The sequence below is a fragment of the Sphingomonas panacis genome (assembly GCF_001717955.1).
Taxonomy (GTDB): domain Bacteria; phylum Pseudomonadota; class Alphaproteobacteria; order Sphingomonadales; family Sphingomonadaceae; genus Sphingomonas; species Sphingomonas panacis.
Genome location: NZ_CP014168.1, coordinates 1,789,493 through 1,805,974, shown reverse-complemented (window position 1 = coordinate 1,805,974; position 16,482 = coordinate 1,789,493). Strand labels below are relative to the sequence as shown.

The window sequence follows — 16,482 nt, the reverse complement described above, 5'->3', positions numbered from 1 at the left end:
TCGCTCAGTGCGAACGGGTTGTATTTGGCGAGCCACCCTTCAGACACGTGTGCGCGCCTACCATGATCGCGGGCGTGATCCTGTGGGGCCATGCGCTCGCCGCGCTGCTGTTCGCGGGGGTGGCGCTGTCGCTGCTGCGCGAACCCGCATCGGGGCTGCCGCGCCTGACGCTGATGACCGCGCTGAGCGTGACCGCGTTGTGGGCGCTGGCGGTGGCGGGGATCGGCGGCGGCGAGCTGGTGACTCGCCTCGCCGAGAGCGCGCGCAACCTCGCCTGGCTCGCGTTCATGTTCGCGCTGGTGCGGCGCGACCCCTCCGATGCGCGACGCCGGGCGGTATCGCTGATCTACGGCGCGGTGGTGCTGGTCATCGTGGGCGGAGGCATGGTGGCGGTGATGCAGGCGGGGCTTGGCCGGGAAGCCACCGCCGACCTCGCCTCGGCGCGGACGCTGCTGCGCGCGATGGTGGCGATCGGCGCGCTGGTGTTGGTTCAGCATCTTCATGGCGCGGTGGCGCCACGCGCGCGCGGCGGCATCCGGCTGGTGGTGATCGCGCTTGCCGGCATGTGGGGCATCGACCTGATGCTCGCCGCGACGACATATGCGAGCGGCGATGCGCCGCAGAGCCTCGTCGCCGCGCGCGGCATCGTCATGGCGCTGATCGCGCCGATCCTCGCGGTGGCGGTGCGGCGCGGTGGCGACTGGACGCTGCAGGTGTCGCGCACCGTCGCGTGGCAGACGCTCTCGTTCGCGGCGACGATCCTCTACGCCATCGCGATGCTGCTCGCGATCCGGGCGATCGCCACGCTGGGCGGCGACCATGCGCGGCTGCTCCAGACCGCGTTCGTGTTCGGCACCACCGCCGCCGGGCTGACATTGCTGTCCACGCCGCGCGTCAAGGCGTGGGCGAAGGTGACGCTCGCCAAGCATTTCTTCGCGCACCGCTATGATTACCGCGCCGAATGGGTGCGCTTCACCGATACGCTCGGCCAGCCCGATGGCGCGGCACCGCTCGCCGAGCGGATCGTCAAGGCGGTGGCGGACCTCACCGATTCGCCCGCCGGGCTGCTGCTGGTGCCGGAAGGCGTTGGGCTGGGCGTCGGCGCGGGCTGGCGCTGGGATCAGGTGCCGGCGCACGGCAGCGACGAGGCGCTCGCGGCCTATCTCGCCACCAGCGGCCGCATCGTCGAACTCGATACCCTGCGCGGCGGCGGCGGCGATCCGGCCGAGCGCGCGAGCGTGCCGGCTTGGATGCTCGCGACCGATGCCTGGGCTTTGGTGCCGCTCGTCCATCTTGGGCGGCTGGCCGGCGCGATCCTGCTCGCGCGGCCGCCGGTCGACCGGGCGCTCGACTGGGAGGATTTCGACCTGCTGCGAATCGCCGGGCGGCAGGTGGCGAGCTATCTCGCCGAGGCGCGCGCGCAGGAGGCGCTCGCCGAGGCGGAACGGTTCGACGAGTTCAACCGCCGCTTCGCGTTCATCCTCCACGACATCAAGAATCTGGTCAGCCAGTTGACGCTCACGGCGCGCAATGCCGAGCGGCATGCCGAGAACCCCGCCTTCCGCGCCGACATGATCGCCACGCTCAAGGAGTCGGCTGGACGGATGAACGATCTGCTCGCACGGCTGTCGCAACACCATTCGGGCCGCGCCGAGGCGCCGCGCGCGGTCGATCTCGGCGACATCGCCGAACGGGTGATCCGCCAGCGCCGTCGCCAGCATCCGATCACTTTCACCTGCGCGCCGCACGCGCTGGCGCTCGCTGATCCGACGCGGCTGGAGCAAGTGCTCGGGCATCTGCTCCAGAATGCGATCGAGGCGAGCGGGCCGGACCAGCCGGTCGAGATATCGGTCACGGGCGGCGAGCGCCCTGCCCTCACCATCGCCGACGGCGGCTGCGGCATGTCGCCGGCGTTCGTGCGCGACCAACTCTTCAAACCGTTCGTGTCCTCCAAGCCCGGCGGGTTCGGCATCGGCGCGTTCGAGGCGCGCCAGCTCGCCGAGGCGATGGGCGGCAGCGTCTCCGTCACCAGCCGCGAGGGCGCCGGCACCCGCTTCGTGGTGACGCTCGCCCCCGCCCCCAACATGCCCGTGGAGCAGGCAGCATGACCGACAAACCCAAAGCGCTGCCCAAATTGCTCATCATCGAGGACGATCTCGGGCTGCAACGCCAGTTGCGCTGGGCATATGAAGGCTATGAGGTGATCGTCGCCAGCGACCGCGCGAGCGCGATCGACGCGGTGCGCGCCGAGGAGCCGGCGGTCGTCACGCTCGATCTCGGGCTGCCGCCCGATCCCGATGGCGTGACCGAGGGTTTCGCGACGCTCACCGAAATCCTCGCGCTCAAGCCCGATACCAAGGTGATCGTCGCCTCGGGCCACGGCGCGCGCGACTCCGCACGGCAGGCGATCGCCGACGGGGCGTGGGATTTCTACCAGAAGCCGATCGACATCGACGCGCTCGGGCTGATCGTCGCCCGCGCGTTCCATGTTCATGCGCTGGAGACCGAGAACCGCCGCCTCGCCGAGCGTGCGAGCGGCACGGCGCTGGGCGGGATGATTACGGCAGCGCCGGAAATGCTCAAAGTGACGCGCACGATCGAGCGGGTCGCCGGGGCCGACGTGTCGGTGATGCTGCTCGGCGCCAGCGGCACCGGCAAGGAATTGCTCGCGCGCGGGCTGCACGACACCAGCCGCCGCGCGCGCGGCAATTTCGTCGCGATCAACTGCGCCGCGATCCCCGAGACGTTGCTGGAAAGCGAATTGTTCGGGCATGAGAAAGGCGCGTTCACCGGCGCGATCAAGACCACCGAGGGCAAGATCGAGCAGGCGGGCGGCGGCACGCTGTTCCTCGACGAGATCGGCGACGTGCCCTTGCCGTTGCAGGTCAAGCTGCTGCGGTTCTTGCAGGAGCGCGTGATCGAGCGGATCGGCGGACGCAAGCCGATCGCGGTCGATACGCGAATCGTCTGCGCGACCCACCGCGACATCGATGCGATGGTGGCGGACGGGTCGTTCCGCGAAGACCTGTATTACCGGCTCGCCGAGATCGTCGTGCGAATCCCGTCGCTCGCCGAGCGCAGCGGCGACGCCAGCCTGCTCGCCAGCCATTTCCTCAAGAAATACGCCAAGTCGATGCAGTCCGCCGTGACCGGGCTGGCGCCCGACGCGCGCGCGGCGATCGATGCGTGGGGCTGGCCGGGCAATGTCCGCGAGCTGGAAAACCGGATGAAGCGCGCGGTCATCATGGCCGAGGGCAAGCTCGTCACCGCCGCCGATCTCGATCTCGCCGAGGGTGCCGAGGAAGTGCCGCTCAACCTGCGCGCCGCGCGCGAGGGCGCCGACCGCAAGACGATCCGCCAGGCGCTGGCGCGCGCCGAGGGCAATATCTCGAACACCGCCAAGCTGCTCGGCATCAGCCGGCCGACCCTCTACGATCTTTTGAAGAGCTATGATCTCCATGCCTGAGCGTCGCACGATGTATCGAATCGCGCTGGTGGCGAGCGGCGCGGTCGCCGCCGTCGCAGGCGCGTGTGTTTTCGCGTTCGGGGCGATCACTCCGGCGCACGCCGATGCCGGCAACGCACGCGGCGAGCTGACGCAGAGCCTGACATTGCTCGATGCGGGCAATTACAGCGCGGCGCGGCTGCATGCGCAGCGTGCGATCAAGGCCGATCCCAACTGGGGCCTCGCCCATGCCGTGCTGGCGCGCGCCTATCTCGCGCTCGGTGACGGCACTTCGGCCGAGGGCGAACTCGATCGCGCGCGCGACGATGGGTTCGATCGGGGCCGCGCGCACCAGCTTTACGCGCATGCCGCGCTGCTCGAAGGCGATCCCGACCGCGCGCTCGCCGAAGCCGCCAAGGCGCAGCCGCGCTTCGCCGGCTATGCGGTGCGCGTCGCCGCACTGGCGCTCGCCGCCAAGGGGCACAGCCCCGAGGGCGAGGCGCTGCTCGATCGGCTGCTCGACGCCAACCCCGAGGGCGGCGCCGGCTGGGCCGATCTCGGCCGAATCCGCTTCGCCGCCGGCAACGTGGCGGGCGCGATCGACGCGACCACGCGCGCGGTCGCCGCGAGCCCGAACAACCTCGCCGCGCTGACGTTGCGCGGCGAACTCGTGCGCGCGCAATATGGTCTAGTGGCGGCGCTGCCTTGGTTCGAGGCGGCCTTGTCGCGCGATGCCTATTATTACGATGCGCTGATCGATTATGCCGCAACGCTCGGCGATGTCGGGCGCTATCAGGACATGTTGGCGGCGACGCGCAAGGCGCTCGACGCGCGGCCGGATGATGCCCGCGCCTATTATCTCCAGGCGGTGCTGGCGGCACGTGCGGGCCAATATGACCTCGCCCGCACCTTGCTGACGCGGACGGCGAACACGCTTGGCGACGTGCCGGGGGTGCGATTGCTCGGCGGGATGCTCGCCTATCAGGCGGGCGCCTACCAGCAGGCGATCGACCAGTGGAGCGCGCTCGCCAACCAGCAGCCGATGAACCTCACCGCCAAGCGGCTGCTCGGCCTCGCCACATTGCGCGCGGGCGATGCGCGCGGGGCGCTGGCGGCGCTGCGCCCGGCGGCTTTGCGCGGTGACGCCGACAGCTACACGCTGACGTTGGTCGCGCGCGCGTTCGAGCAATCGGGCGAGCGCGCCTGGGCGGCGCCGTATCTCGATCGCTCGTTCTGGCCGGCGCGGCCGGGCGCGGCGCCGTTCGGCACCGACGACACCCCCGCCGCGCTCACCGCCACGGCAGCAGCGCAACCGAACGAGCCGGTCGCGCGGCTGAGCGCGGTGCGCGGGTTGCTGGAGGCGGGCAACCAGAATGGTGCGCTCGGCGAGGCGCAGGCGATCACCCGCATCCTTCCCGGCGCGCCCGCCGCGTGGCTCGCGCTGGGCGATACGCTCGCGGCGATGGGGCGGTTCGCCGACGCCGCGCGCGCCTATACCCGCGCCGCCGACATCCGCTTCGACGAACCGACGATGCTGCGCATGGTCGACGCGCTCGACCGCGCCGGACAGCGCCCCGCCGCGCTCGATGCGCTCACCAAGTTCCTGTCGCAAAACCCGCAGAGCATCGCCGCACAGCGCATCGCCGCGCACTGGCAGATCGCGGGCGGGCAGTATGACGATGCGATCGACACGTTGGAGGGGCTGCGCCAGCAGCTCGGCGACGGTGATTCGGCGCTGCTCGCCGAACTCGCCTTCGCCTATACCGGCGACGGCGATGCCGACACCGGACGCAGCTATGCCAAGGCCGCCTATGCGCTGGCGCCGATGAACCCGGCGGCGACCGATGCCTATGGCTGGGCGCTGTACCAGCTCGGCAAGACCGATCTCGCGCTGCAATTGTTCCAGAAGGCGGTGGCGATCGCGCCGGGGGATGCGACGCTGCGCTGGCATCTCGGGCAGGCGCTGGGCGACCTCAACCGCAGCGGCGAGGCGGCGGCGCAGATCCGCGCGGCGCTGGCCGATCCGGGGTTTACCGATCGGACCGCGGCGACGGCGGCGCTGAAGGCGTTGAGCACGTAGTTCCCCGCGAAAGCGGGGGAACAGGTAGGTTGCTTTGGCGCTCGGTGGCGATACAGCGCGAACCCTCTCGCTGAGGAACACGCCATGACAGACCCGATCGAGCGGATCGCCGCCGCGCTGGAGCGGATCGCGCCGCCCCGCCCCGCCCCCGCCGACCCGCTCGCGCACCCCGCCTATGTGTGGCGCGGCGACACGCTGGCGGCGGCGCGCGCGTTCGCGCCGGTGCCGCTGGAGCGGATCTTCGGGCTTGCCGCACACAAGCAGACGTTGCTCGACAACCTCGACCGGCTCGCGCGCGGTGCCGCCGCGCATGACGTCTTGCTGTGGGGCGCGCGCGGTACGGGCAAGTCGGCGCTGGTCAAGAGCTGCACCGGCGCGGTGCAGGCGGATGGCGCGAACCTCGCGCTGATCGAGGTGATCGGCGCGGGGCTGGAGACGATGCCGGCGCTGTTCGCGTTCATCGCAGCCGTGCCCCGCGCGTTTGCGATCTTCATCGACGATCTCGGTTTCGACGCGGCGAGCGATGCGCGAGCGTTACGCTCGATGCTCGACGGCGGCGCGGAGGCGCGGCCGGGCAACGCGCGGCTGTTCGTCACCTCGAACCGCCGCCATCTCGTGCCGCGCAACCTGGAGGAGCAGGAAAACGCGATCAACCCGCGCGATTCGGTCGATGACAATCTCGCGCTCGCCGACCGGTTCGGGCTGAGCCTCGGCTTCCACGTCATCGATCAGGACACGTATCTCGGCATCGTCGAAGGCTATGCGCGGGCGCTCGACCTGCCATTCGATGCGCAGGAAGCGGTTGGTTGGGCGACGCGGCGCGGCAGCCGGTCGGGCAGGGTGGCGTGGCATTATATCGTCGATCTTGCCGGGCGCCACGGCAAGGCCGTCGCCTGACGGCTTACCTTTACCCCATGGGGTGGCCGTTTAGCGGAACAGCGCCAGCGGCACCGCCTCGCCCATCGCCTCGTAGCCGGCCGGATTGGGGTGAAGGTGATCGCCCGAATCGAACGCGGGCGCGAGCCGAGAGGGGTTGGCGGGGTCGCGCGTGACCTTGTCGAAATCGACCACCGCGTCGAAATGGCCGGGGGCGCGAATCCAGGCGTTGATCGCTTGCCGGTCGGCTTCGCTGCCGGCGTCGGGGTGGTAATAGTCGCTCCCCGTATCGGGCGTGATCGTCGCGCCATAGACCTTCATCCCGCGCGCATGCGCCCGCGCGACGATCTGCGCATAGCCGGCAGTGAGCTGGGTGACGAACGCCTTGCGCTCGGCCGGGGTCTTGGCTTCGAGCCGGGTCAGCACGCCGAGATCATTGATCCCCTCCAGCACCAGCACGTAGCGCACGCCCGGTTGCGCGAGCACGTCCCGATCGAGCCGCGCGAGTGCGCTGGGGCCGAGCCCGTCGAGCAGCACGCGATTGCCGCCGATTCCCTGGTTGAGCACCGCCGCCTTGCCGCCGAGCCGGCGCGCGAGCACGTCGGGCCAGCGATCATTGCCGTTGGTGGTCGCGCCGCGCCCGTCGGTGATCGAATCGCCGAGCGTGACGATGCCATTCGCCACCGCGCAACGCTCGACCTCGACGCCCGAGAGCAGATACCAGTGATCGACCGGGGTCGCGCCGGTCAGTGCCTGCGCCGCGATCTGGTCCCCCGCCGCGACATAGGAGGTCGCGCGCGAGCCGGGATGCGCGGTCTGGCTGGCGGGGTCGCCGCTTGCGCGCAGTGAGATGGCGAGATCGTCGAACGCCTTCACGTCGAGCGCGACGGGATCAGACAGCCAGTCGGCGCCGGGCGGGATGGTGATGCCCGCCGCGCCCGCGAAGGTCAGCGTGCGGCGGGTGGCCGGATCGATCCGGTCGCTGTGATTGTCGGCGGAGCGCGCCAGCCCGGCGCCGAGAATCACCAGCGGGGTGCGGCCGAAGGCGTTGGAGAAGCGCACGCGGAGTTTGCTCGCGCCGAGCGTCGGCCGCACGATCTGGCGGAGCGTTGCCCCGGTCATGCCCGCCGCCGGCATCGCGTTGGCGGCGTCGGGGCTCATCTGCGCGGAGGCCCAGGCGGCCTGCCACGAACAGGCCGGCGCGGCCTGCGCCGCCGAAACCATGCCGCCGATGCCCCAGGCCAACAGCAACGCCTTGAACATGCTATGCATCAACCGCTCCTGACAAGAAAAAGGGGGCCGGCCGACTGGCCGACCCCCGAAGGTCTACACTGGGGAGTGTATCTCTGAAAAACACGCGTCGGATGGCTTGCATCCTGAAATTCCGGGTCACCCGCAAGCCACGCTGGCTCGCCTGATAACGTTATCATTTCTAGCGTCAGGCCAATTTGTGTCAAGTGACAAACCACATCATATCGCATTTCCATCAAGCTTTACCGCATCGTAGCGCGGCACGAGCAGGTGGATGACGAGAAGCGCGACCAGATAGGCGCAGGCCGCGACGAGGAAGATCGGCTGATAGCTGCCGACGGTCGCGAGGATCACGCCGGCGAACTTGGCCATCAGCATGCCGCCGACCGCGCCCGACAGCCCGCCCAGCCCGATCACCGATCCCGCGCGGCCGCGTGGGAACAGATCACCGGGCAGCGCGAAGACGTTGGCGGAAAAGCCCTGATGCGCCGCGCAGGCGAGCCCGATCAGCAGCACCGCCGACCACATGCCCGGCGCGTGAGTCGCGAACGCGATCGGCAGCGCGAACAGCGCGCAGACGAACATCGCGGTCTTGCGCGCACGTCCGACGTGCCAGCCGCGTAACAGCAGCCGCGACGACAGCCAGCCGCCGCCGATCGACCCGATATCGGCGAGCACATATACCGCGACCAGCGGCGGCCCGAAATCGAGCATCTTCACGTGATACTGGCGGTTGAAGAAATCGGGCAGCCAGAACAGGAAGGTCCACCACACCGGATCGATCAGGAAACGACCGAGCATATAGGCCCAGGTCTGCCGCATCCCGAGCAGCGTGCGCCACGGGATCGGCCGCGCCGCCTCGGCCGGCTCATGCTCGATCCACGCCAGTTCCTCGGGCGAAACGCGCTTGTGGTCGCGCGGGCGGCGATAGAAGCCGAGCCACGCCACCAGCCACAGGATCGTCAGCGCGCCGGTCGCGATGAACGCCATCCGCCAGCCGAACGTCAGCGCGATGACCGGCACGATCAGCGGCGTGACGATCGCGCCGACGTTCGAGCCGGCGTTGAAGATGCCGATCGCCAGCGCGCGTTCGGACTTGGGGAACCATTCGTTGGTGGCGGAGAGCGCCGCCGGGAACGCGCCCGCCTCGCCGATCGCGAGCGGAACGCGCGCGATCAGCATGCCGGTGGTCGAGGTGAACAGCGCGTGCGCGACGTGGCCGATCGTCCAGAGCGTCACCGCGACCGTATAGCCGATCCGCGCGCCGAACCGGTCGACCAGCCGCCCGAACAGCACATAAGCGAGACCATAGGCGCCCTGAAACCAGATCGCGAGATCGGCATAGCCCTGCTCGCTCCAGCCATATTCGGCCTGGAGCGAGGGTTTGAGCACCGGCAGCACGAGCCGGTCGATGTAGCTGAGCACCACCGCCGCGAACAGCAACGCGCAGATCACCCAGCGGATGCGGCCGCGCGGCTTCACCGGCAGGGCAGACGATCGGGCGGCGGACTCGCTCACCAGTTGAACATCGTGCCGTCTTCGAGCCGGTTCACCGGCAGGAAGGCGCGGTTGTATTCATAGCCCTTGGCGAGTTCCTCATCGATATCGACGCCGAGGCCGGGCGCTTCGCCGGGATGCATCGCGCCGTTCGCGAAGGTGTAGGCGTGCGGGAAGACCGCGTCGGTCTCGGGCGTGTGGCGCATATATTCCTGCACGCCGAAATTGGGCACCGACAGATCGAAGTGGAGCGCCGCCGCCATGCACACCGGCGAAAGATCGGTCGCACCGTGGCAGCCGGTCTTGACCTGATACAGATCGGCGAGCGCGGCGATGCGGCGCAGATGGGTGATGCCGCCGGCATGGACCACGGTGGCGCGGATATAGTCGATCAACTGGTTCTCGATGAGATCCTTGGCATCCCAGATCGAGTTGAAGATCTCGCCGACCGCGAGCGGGGTGGTGGTGTGCTGGCGGATCAGCTTGAACGCTTCCTGATTCTCGGCCGGGGTCGCATCCTCCAGCCAGAACGGACGGTACGGCTCCAGATCCTTGCCGAGCCGGCCCGCCTCGATCGGCGTCAGGCGGTGGTGGATGTCGTGGAGCAGATGCACGTCCCAGCCCAGCGCCTCGCGCGCGGCTTTGAACAGCTCGGGCACGACGCGCATGTATTTCGACGTGTTCCAGACGTTCTCGGTCGGCAGATCGGCGTCGGCGGGTTCGTAGAAATATTTGTCCTTCGACACGCCATAGGTCGAGGCCATGCCGGGCACGCCGCACTGGATGCGGATCGCCTTGTAGCCCTGCGCCTGATAATCGAGCGCAACGTTGATCGTGTCCTCGATCGTGGTGCCGTTGGCATGGCCATAGACCATCACGTTCTCGCGGCTGGCGCCGCCGAGCAACTGGTAGACCGGCAACCCCGCGAGCTTGCCCTTGATGTCCCACAGCGCGGTATCGACAGCAGCGATCGCGCTCATCGTGACCGGACCACGACGCCAATACGCGCCCTTGTAGAGATACTGCCAGATATCCTCGATGCGGTGCGCGTCGCGGCCGATCAGGCAGGGAATGACGTGATCGGTCAGGTAGCTCGCCACCGACAGCTCGCGGCCGTTGAGCGTCGCGTCGCCGACGCCGGTGGTGCCGTCGTCGCACTCGATCTTGAGCGTGACGAAGTTGCGACCCGGCGAGGTGATGATGACGCGAGCGGAAACGATCTTTGGCATGGGGCTCCTCAGGCTATTTCGAGAGTGACGGTTTTGAGATCGGCGGAGTTCGGCCCCGCCATGATGTCGAACAGGCCGGGCTCGACGACTTCGCGCATCTCGGCGTTCCACAGGCGGAACGCCTCGGGGCCAAGCTCGAAGCGAAGCGTGCGGCGCTCGCCGGGCGCGAGCGTGACGCGTTCGAAGCCCTTGAGTTCGCGCACCGGGCGGCTGACCGAGGAGACCTGATCGCGAATGTAGAGCTGCACCACCTCGTCGCCCGCGCGCGCGCCGGTGTTGCGAACATCGACCTCGACGGTGACGGTCCCTTCGCGCGCGATGCGCGGCGCCGACAGACGCGGCGTGCCAATCTCGAAGCTCGTGTAGCTGAGACCGAAGCCGAACGGGAACAGCGGCGCCTTGTCCGCGAACAGATAGCCGCGAAGCGCGGTCGGCTTGTGATCGTAATAGAGTGGCACCTGCCCGACCTCGCGCACCACCGTCACCGGCAGCTTGGCGCCGGGGTTGATCACGCCGAACACGGCTTCCGCGATCACGGTGCCGCCCTCCTGCCCGACGTACCAGCATTCGAGCAGCGCGTTGGTCTGCGCAACGACGGTCGGCCAGGACGGCGGACGGCCGTTGATCGCGATCACCACCACCGGCTTGCCGGTCGCCTTCATCGCGGCGAACAGCGCATTCTGTTCGCCGAGCAGATCGAGATCGACGCGGTCGCCGAGATGGTTGGCGGCATAGCCTTCGCGGCTGGTCTGTTCGGTGTCGCCGATCGCGAGCAGGATGACGTCGGCGGTCCTGGCGACCGCGACAGCCTCGGCGATCAATGTGCGGTTGCGCGCCGGATCGGCGAGCTGCACGTCGTTGGCGGAGCGATCCTCGCTGCGGGTGATGAACACGCCCTGCGCGTGGACGACCTCCGCCGTGCCGGCGAGATGCGCTTTGACGCCGTCGAGCAGCGAGACGGTCGCCTTCGGGGTGGAGGAATAGCCGCCGAGCCGCGCGATGGCTGCATTGGGGCCGATCACGGCGACACGCTTCAATGCCTTGGCGTCGAGCGGCAGCGTGCCGTCGTTGACGAGCAAGGCGATGCTCTTGCGTGCCGCCTCCAGCGCGATCGCGCGCGCCTCGGCATTGCCGGTGAGCTTCGCGGCGGCGCGCGGATCGATCGGTGCCGCCTCGAACAGCCCGGCGCGGAACTTCATCGTCAGCATGCGCCGGCACGCGGCATCGACGTTGGCGAGCGGCACCTTGCCGGCGCGGACCAGATCGGCGAGCGCGCCATAGCTCTTGCCGTCGGGCAGGTCGCAATCGACGCCGGCGTCGAGCGCGATCCGCGCCGCCTCGCCCGCGTCGGCGGCGACATGATGGAGCGTCGCCAACTCGCCGATCGCGGCGTAATCGCTGACGATCGCGCCGTCGAAACCCCATTCGCCCCGCAGCACATCGGTCAGCAGCCAACGGTTGCCGTGGCTCGGCACGCCGTCGATCTCGTTATACGACGGCATCACCGCGCCGATGCCGGTACGCGACACCACCGCGCGGAACGGCGGGAAGAACGCCGAGCGCAATTCGCGCTCGCCGAGCAAGGCGGGCGCGATATTGTCGCCGGCTTGCGGCTGGCCGTGGCCGGTCATGTGCTTGAGCGTGGCGTGGACCTTGCCGGGCGCGAGTTCGCGGCCCTCGCCCTGCAATCCGATGACGGCGGCGACGCCCATCTCGCCGCACAGATACGGATCTTCGCCGAACGTTTCCTCGATCCGGCCCCAGCGCGGATCGCGTGCGATATCGACGACCGGCGACAGCACCAGGGTCGAGCCGTGCGCACGCGTTTCCCGCGCGATGACGCTGTTGGCGCGCTCGACGAGATCGCGGTCGAACGTGCCGGCGAGCGCGATCGCCTGCGGGAAGCTGGTCGCGTCTGGCGCCATATAGCCGTGCAGCGCTTCCTCGTGGAACAGGATCGGGATGCCCAGCCGCGTTCGCGTCCGCGCCCAGTCTTGCGCAGCGTTGATGAACGCGATCGTGTTGGCGGGGGTGCGCCAGCGGCCGCTGACGTCGGCGCCGGTGTTGGTTGCGGTGGCGGCGCCGGCGAGGTCCGACGGGCGCGTGATCTGGCCGATGCCGGCGGGGTGGAGCGTGTCGGCGCGCGCGGCGTCGAACCCGCCCTCGGGCGTCATCACCGCACGCTTGCGGGTGGAGAGCACGTCGAGTTGCGCGACTTTCTCGTCGAGCGTCATCCGCGCCATCAGGTCGCGGACGCGCAGATCGATCGGCGCGCGCGCATCCTTGTAGACCGGCGGCGCAGCCCGAGTCGCGGCGGGCAGGAGCGTCAACATCGAGACGCCCGCGCCCCAGCGCAGGAAATCGCGACGGCTGTTCACAGCTTTGCGCAACACGACATGACCATCTCCCGGGAATTGGTCAGATCATATGCCGGGAGTGTGTGCGAATTGGAAGCGCGTTCTGACACCGGCGGCATCCAGCGCCTGTCGTCACCCGGCACATCCGAACCCGATCGTCGCATCCCCAAGCCTCTCCTGTTTTTTCTCATAAAACGCGGCATTGCTGTGCTGCCGTTGCGGTGATAGCGATATCACTCACGATACTGGGCGCCCATGTCAATGGCGTGAACCGCAGGAGAGGCTTGTGAAACTCGTACGGACGCTGTGCGCGGGAATCGCTTTATTTGGTATGACCACCGGCGCGGCGCAGGCCGAAGACGGCTATGATTTGTGGCTGCGCTATGGACAGCCCGGCGGCTCGGCGGTTTCGATTCCACACACCTCGCCGACGCTCGCTGCCGCCGCGGCCGAATTGCGGCGCGGATTGCCGCGTACCACGCGCCCGATCGTGCTGGAGCGTGCCACCGCGCCAGAGGTCAGCGCGCTCGGGCTGAAGCTCGGCGCGCTCGGGGACGAAGGCTATGCGGTGCGGCAGGTGCGACTCGGCGGCCGCGCCGTCACGCTCGTCACCGGCAACAGCGATGTGGCGATCCTCTACGGCGCGTTCGCGCTGATCCGCCACGCGCGCACCGGCGGCAATGTCGACACCGCTACCCTCACCTCAGCGCCGCGCATCAAACTGCGCATGCTCGATCATTGGGACAATCTCGACGGTTCGGTCGAGCGTGGCTACGCCGGGCAATCCTTGTGGGACTGGTGGACACTCCCCGATTTCCGCGATCCGCGCTACGTCGATTATGCGCGCGCCAACGCGTCGATCGGCATCAACGGCACCGTCCTCAACAACGTCAACGCCAAGCCGGACAGCCTGACGGCGCCGTATATCGCCAAGGCGGCGGCGCTCGCCGACATCTTCCGACCCTATGGCATCAAAGTGTATCTGTCGGCGCGCTTCTCCGCGCCGATCGAGATCGGCGGGCTGAAGACGGCCGATCCGCTTGATCCGCAGGTCGCGGCGTGGTGGAAGGCCAAGGCCGACGAAATCTACCGCGCCATCCCCGATTTCGGCGGCTTTCTGGTCAAGGCGAACAGCGAGGGCCAGCCCGGCCCGCGCGATTACCACCGCAGTCACGCCGACGGCGCCAACATGATGGCGGCGGCGGTCGCGCCGCACGGCGGCATCGTGATGTGGCGCGCCTTCGTCTATGCCGAGACCAACGCCGAGGACCGCGCCAAGCAGGCGTATAGCGAGTTCAAGCCGCTCGACGGCACCTTCGCGAACAACGTGATCCTGCAGGTGAAGAACGGCGCGATCGATTTCCAGCCGCGTGAACCGTTCCATCCGCTGTTCGGCGCGATGCCGAAGACGCCGCTGATGATGGAATTCCAGATCACCAAGGAATATCTCGGCTTCGCGACTCACCTCGCCTATCTCGCGCCGATGTTCAAAGAAACGCTCGACGCCGACACGTATGAGCGCGGCCCCGGCTCGACCGTCGCGCGCGTGATCGACGGGTCGATCGAGGGGCATAAGCTCACCGGCATCGCCGGGGTCGCCAATATCGGGCGCGACCGCGACTGGTCGGGATCGACCTTCAACCAGGCGAATTGGTATGCATTCGGGCGGCTGGCGTGGGACCCGTCGCTGCCGTCGGAAGGGATCGCGCGCGAATGGGCCGAGCAGACGCTCGGCACCGATCCCAAAGTCGTCGATACCAGCGTGGCGATGATGCAGGGATCGCGCGAAGCGGTGGTCGATTACATGACTCCGCTCGGCCTCGCCCACCAGATGAGCACGTCGGGCCATTACGGGCCAGCGCCGTGGATCGCCGATCTCAAGCGCCCCGAATGGAACCCGGTCTATTACAATCAAGCCGACGCGAGGGGCATCGGGTTCGACCGCACCGCCACCGGCAGCGACGCGGTCGCGCAATATGCGCCGCCGGTCGCGAAGATCTTCGCCGATCCCAAGCTCACGCCCGAACGCGACCTGCTGTGGTTCCACCATGTCGCATGGGACCGGAAGATGGCATCGGGCCGCACGCTCTGGGCCGAGATGATCGCGCATTACGATCGCGGTATCGACTATGTCACCGGCATGCGCACGCGCTGGGACGGGCTGAAGCCGCTGGTCGATGCCGAGCGCTGGCAGAAGACCGCGACCTATCTCGCCATCCAGCAGCGCGAGGCGCGCTGGTGGCGCGACGCGAGCCTTGCTTATTGGATGTCGCTCAATCATCTGCCGCTGCCGGCGGGCGAGGCAGCGCCCGAACATGATCTTGGCTGGTACAAAAACCAGACGTTCCCATTTGCCCCCGGACAGGGCAAATGAGCCGCCATCGCGCGGGGGCAATCTTTGCCGCCCGGCGGTGATCCGGGTTAGGAAGCCGCGACCTTCCCGAGCTTGCACATTGTTCGCGGGTGCGTAAACTGGTCTGCGAAAGGTATTGCATTGAGGGAACCCCGCGGCCTCCGGCGCCAGCGCAACGTGCCGACAATCAACGATGTTGCGGCACAGGCTGGCGTGTCGCCGATGACGGTGAGCAGGGTCATCAACCACGAGGCGAACGTGCGCGACGAAACGCGCCGCCGCGTCGAGGAAGCGATCGCCGCGCTCAACTATCGCCCCAGCGCCGCGGCGCGGACGCTGGCGGGCGGCGACGAGATCCGCATCGGCCTGCTCCATTCCAACCCGAGCTTCGCCTATCTGAGCGCGTTTCTGGTCGGCAGTCTCGATCAGGCGAGCCGCAGCAACGTGCAGATCGTCGTCGAGAAATGCGACGACGACCGTAGCGAACAGTCCGCGATCGAGCATCTGCTGCGCGGACGAGTCGACGGCATCGTGCTGCCGCCCCCGCTCAGCGACTCGGCCTCGGTGCTGAGCGCGCTCGAGGCGACCGATCTCCCGGTGGTGGCCGTGGCGACCAGCCATGCGCCGGACTGGGCGATGTCGGTCAGCATCGACGATCGCCAGGCCGCCTATGACATGACTCGCCATCTTGGCGCGCTCGGCCATCACCGGATCGGCTTCATCACCGGCAACCCGAATTTGACCGCGAGCGCCGAGCGGCTCGAAGGTTATCGCGCCGCGCTCATCGACATGAAGCTGCCCGAAGCGCCCGAGTTGATCGCCGAGGGGCTGTTCACCTATCGCTCGGGCCTCGACGCCGCCGACCAGCTGCTCGAACTCACCGATCCGCCGTCGGCGATCTTCGCATCGAACGACGACATGGCGGCGGCGGCGGTGGCGATCGCGCACCGGCGCGGACTCGACGTGCCGGGCGATCTGACGGTGTGCGGGTTCGACGATACCGCGCTGGCGACGACGATCTGGCCCGAACTGACCACGATCCGCCAGCCCGTCATCGACATGTCGCGAATGGCGATCGACATGCTGGTGCGCGAAATCCGCGCGCGCAAGGCGAGCGAGGGGAACGTTTCGGGCGCGCATCTCGTCGCAGACTATGAGTTGATCCGGCGGCAGTCCGACGCTGCGCCGCGCCGCCGCCCGGCGGCCCGGCGCGGCGTGCGCGCGCACGAAACCCAGTAAGCTCCGCCCGAAGCGTTTCGGCGTCGACCAGCCTGCTTGAGGCAGGCAAAAAAAATACCGCCCTTCCGAAACAGGCCGGAAGGGCGGTTCATCACATCCATTCGCGAAGACGCGCTTTAAGCGGCGGGATACACCGCGAACCGGCACCGACGAGA

Annotated in this window: 10 protein-coding genes; 6 read left to right on the top strand and 4 right to left on the bottom strand. The window is 68.5% G+C overall.

Annotation, left to right across the window (positions count from 1 at the left end; genetic code table 11):
- Nucleotides 1–62 precede the first annotated feature (62 nt).
- From prsK to J0A91_RS08180, 4 genes are all read left to right on the top strand, one after another.
- Complete coding sequence (gene prsK, locus J0A91_RS08195) at nt 63–2,108, top strand: XrtA/PEP-CTERM system histidine kinase PrsK (RefSeq protein WP_069204496.1); 2,046 nt, start codon at nt 63–65, stop codon at nt 2,106–2,108.
- Nucleotides 2,105–3,466: a PEP-CTERM-box response regulator transcription factor gene (gene prsR / locus J0A91_RS08190; RefSeq protein WP_069204495.1), complete on the top strand. Its 1,362-nt coding sequence runs from the start codon at nt 2,105–2,107 to the stop codon at nt 3,464–3,466. Before prsK ends, prsR begins: the two co-directional genes overlap by 4 nt.
- On the top strand, nt 3,459–5,525 hold the full coding sequence (locus tag J0A91_RS08185) for a tetratricopeptide repeat protein (protein WP_240502240.1): 2,067 nt from the start codon (nt 3,459–3,461) through the stop codon (nt 5,523–5,525). Before prsR ends, J0A91_RS08185 begins: the two co-directional genes overlap by 8 nt.
- Nucleotides 5,526–5,609: 84 nt before the next feature.
- Nucleotides 5,610–6,422, top strand: coding sequence for an ATP-binding protein (locus J0A91_RS08180; RefSeq protein WP_069204493.1), 813 nt, complete (start codon nt 5,610–5,612; stop codon nt 6,420–6,422).
- Nucleotides 6,423–6,452: 30 nt separating this feature from the next.
- Here the strand turns inward: J0A91_RS08180 and J0A91_RS08175 are convergent, their stop codons facing one another.
- The 4 genes from J0A91_RS08175 to J0A91_RS08160 form a co-directional block, all read right to left on the bottom strand.
- On the bottom strand, nt 6,453–7,664 hold the full coding sequence (locus J0A91_RS08175) for an SGNH/GDSL hydrolase family protein (protein WP_069207156.1): 1,212 nt from the start codon (nt 7,662–7,664) through the stop codon (nt 6,453–6,455).
- 207 nt (nt 7,665–7,871) lie between these two features.
- Nucleotides 7,872–9,170, bottom strand: coding sequence for an MFS transporter (locus tag J0A91_RS08170; RefSeq protein ID WP_069204492.1), 1,299 nt, complete (start codon nt 9,168–9,170; stop codon nt 7,872–7,874).
- Complete coding sequence (gene manD, locus J0A91_RS08165; protein WP_069204491.1) at nt 9,167–10,378, bottom strand: D-mannonate dehydratase ManD; 1,212 nt, start codon at nt 10,376–10,378, stop codon at nt 9,167–9,169. Before manD ends, J0A91_RS08170 begins: the two co-directional genes overlap by 4 nt.
- Before the next feature lie 8 nt (nt 10,379–10,386).
- Nucleotides 10,387–12,711, bottom strand: coding sequence for a glycoside hydrolase family 3 N-terminal domain-containing protein (locus tag J0A91_RS08160; RefSeq protein ID WP_206365038.1), 2,325 nt, complete (start codon nt 12,709–12,711; stop codon nt 10,387–10,389).
- A 355-nt stretch (nt 12,712–13,066) separates the two neighbouring features.
- Between J0A91_RS08160 and J0A91_RS08155 the strand changes: the two genes are divergently transcribed.
- The gene (locus J0A91_RS08155; RefSeq protein WP_069204489.1) at nt 13,067–15,109 is read left to right on the top strand and encodes an alpha-glucuronidase family glycosyl hydrolase; all 2,043 of its coding nucleotides are present in this window, start codon (nt 13,067–13,069) and stop codon (nt 15,107–15,109) included.
- Between the two features lie 120 nt (nt 15,110–15,229).
- On the top strand, nt 15,230–16,327 hold the full coding sequence (locus J0A91_RS08150) for a LacI family DNA-binding transcriptional regulator (protein WP_069204488.1): 1,098 nt from the start codon (nt 15,230–15,232) through the stop codon (nt 16,325–16,327).
- The last annotated feature ends 155 nt before the right edge of the window (nt 16,328–16,482 follow it).

Excerpts from the sequence above, each read along its gene's own strand:
- prsK (WP_069204496.1), top strand. The coding sequence starts at position 63 with ATGATCGCGGGCGTGATCCTGTGGGGCCATGCGCTCGCCGCGCTGCTG.
- prsR (WP_069204495.1), top strand. The coding sequence starts at position 2,105 with ATGACCGACAAACCCAAAGCGCTGCCCAAATTGCTCATCATCGAGGAC.
- J0A91_RS08185 (WP_240502240.1), top strand. The coding sequence starts at position 3,459 with ATGCCTGAGCGTCGCACGATGTATCGAATCGCGCTGGTGGCGAGCGGC.
- J0A91_RS08180 (WP_069204493.1), top strand. The coding sequence starts at position 5,610 with ATGACAGACCCGATCGAGCGGATCGCCGCCGCGCTGGAGCGGATCGCG.
- J0A91_RS08175 (WP_069207156.1), bottom strand. The coding sequence starts at position 7,664 with ATGTTCAAGGCGTTGCTGTTGGCCTGGGGCATCGGCGGCATGGTTTCG.
- manD (WP_069204491.1), bottom strand. The coding sequence starts at position 10,378 with ATGCCAAAGATCGTTTCCGCTCGCGTCATCATCACCTCGCCGGGTCGC.
- J0A91_RS08160 (WP_206365038.1), bottom strand. The coding sequence starts at position 12,711 with ATGTTGACGCTCCTGCCCGCCGCGACTCGGGCTGCGCCGCCGGTCTAC.
- J0A91_RS08155 (WP_069204489.1), top strand. The coding sequence starts at position 13,067 with ATGACCACCGGCGCGGCGCAGGCCGAAGACGGCTATGATTTGTGGCTG.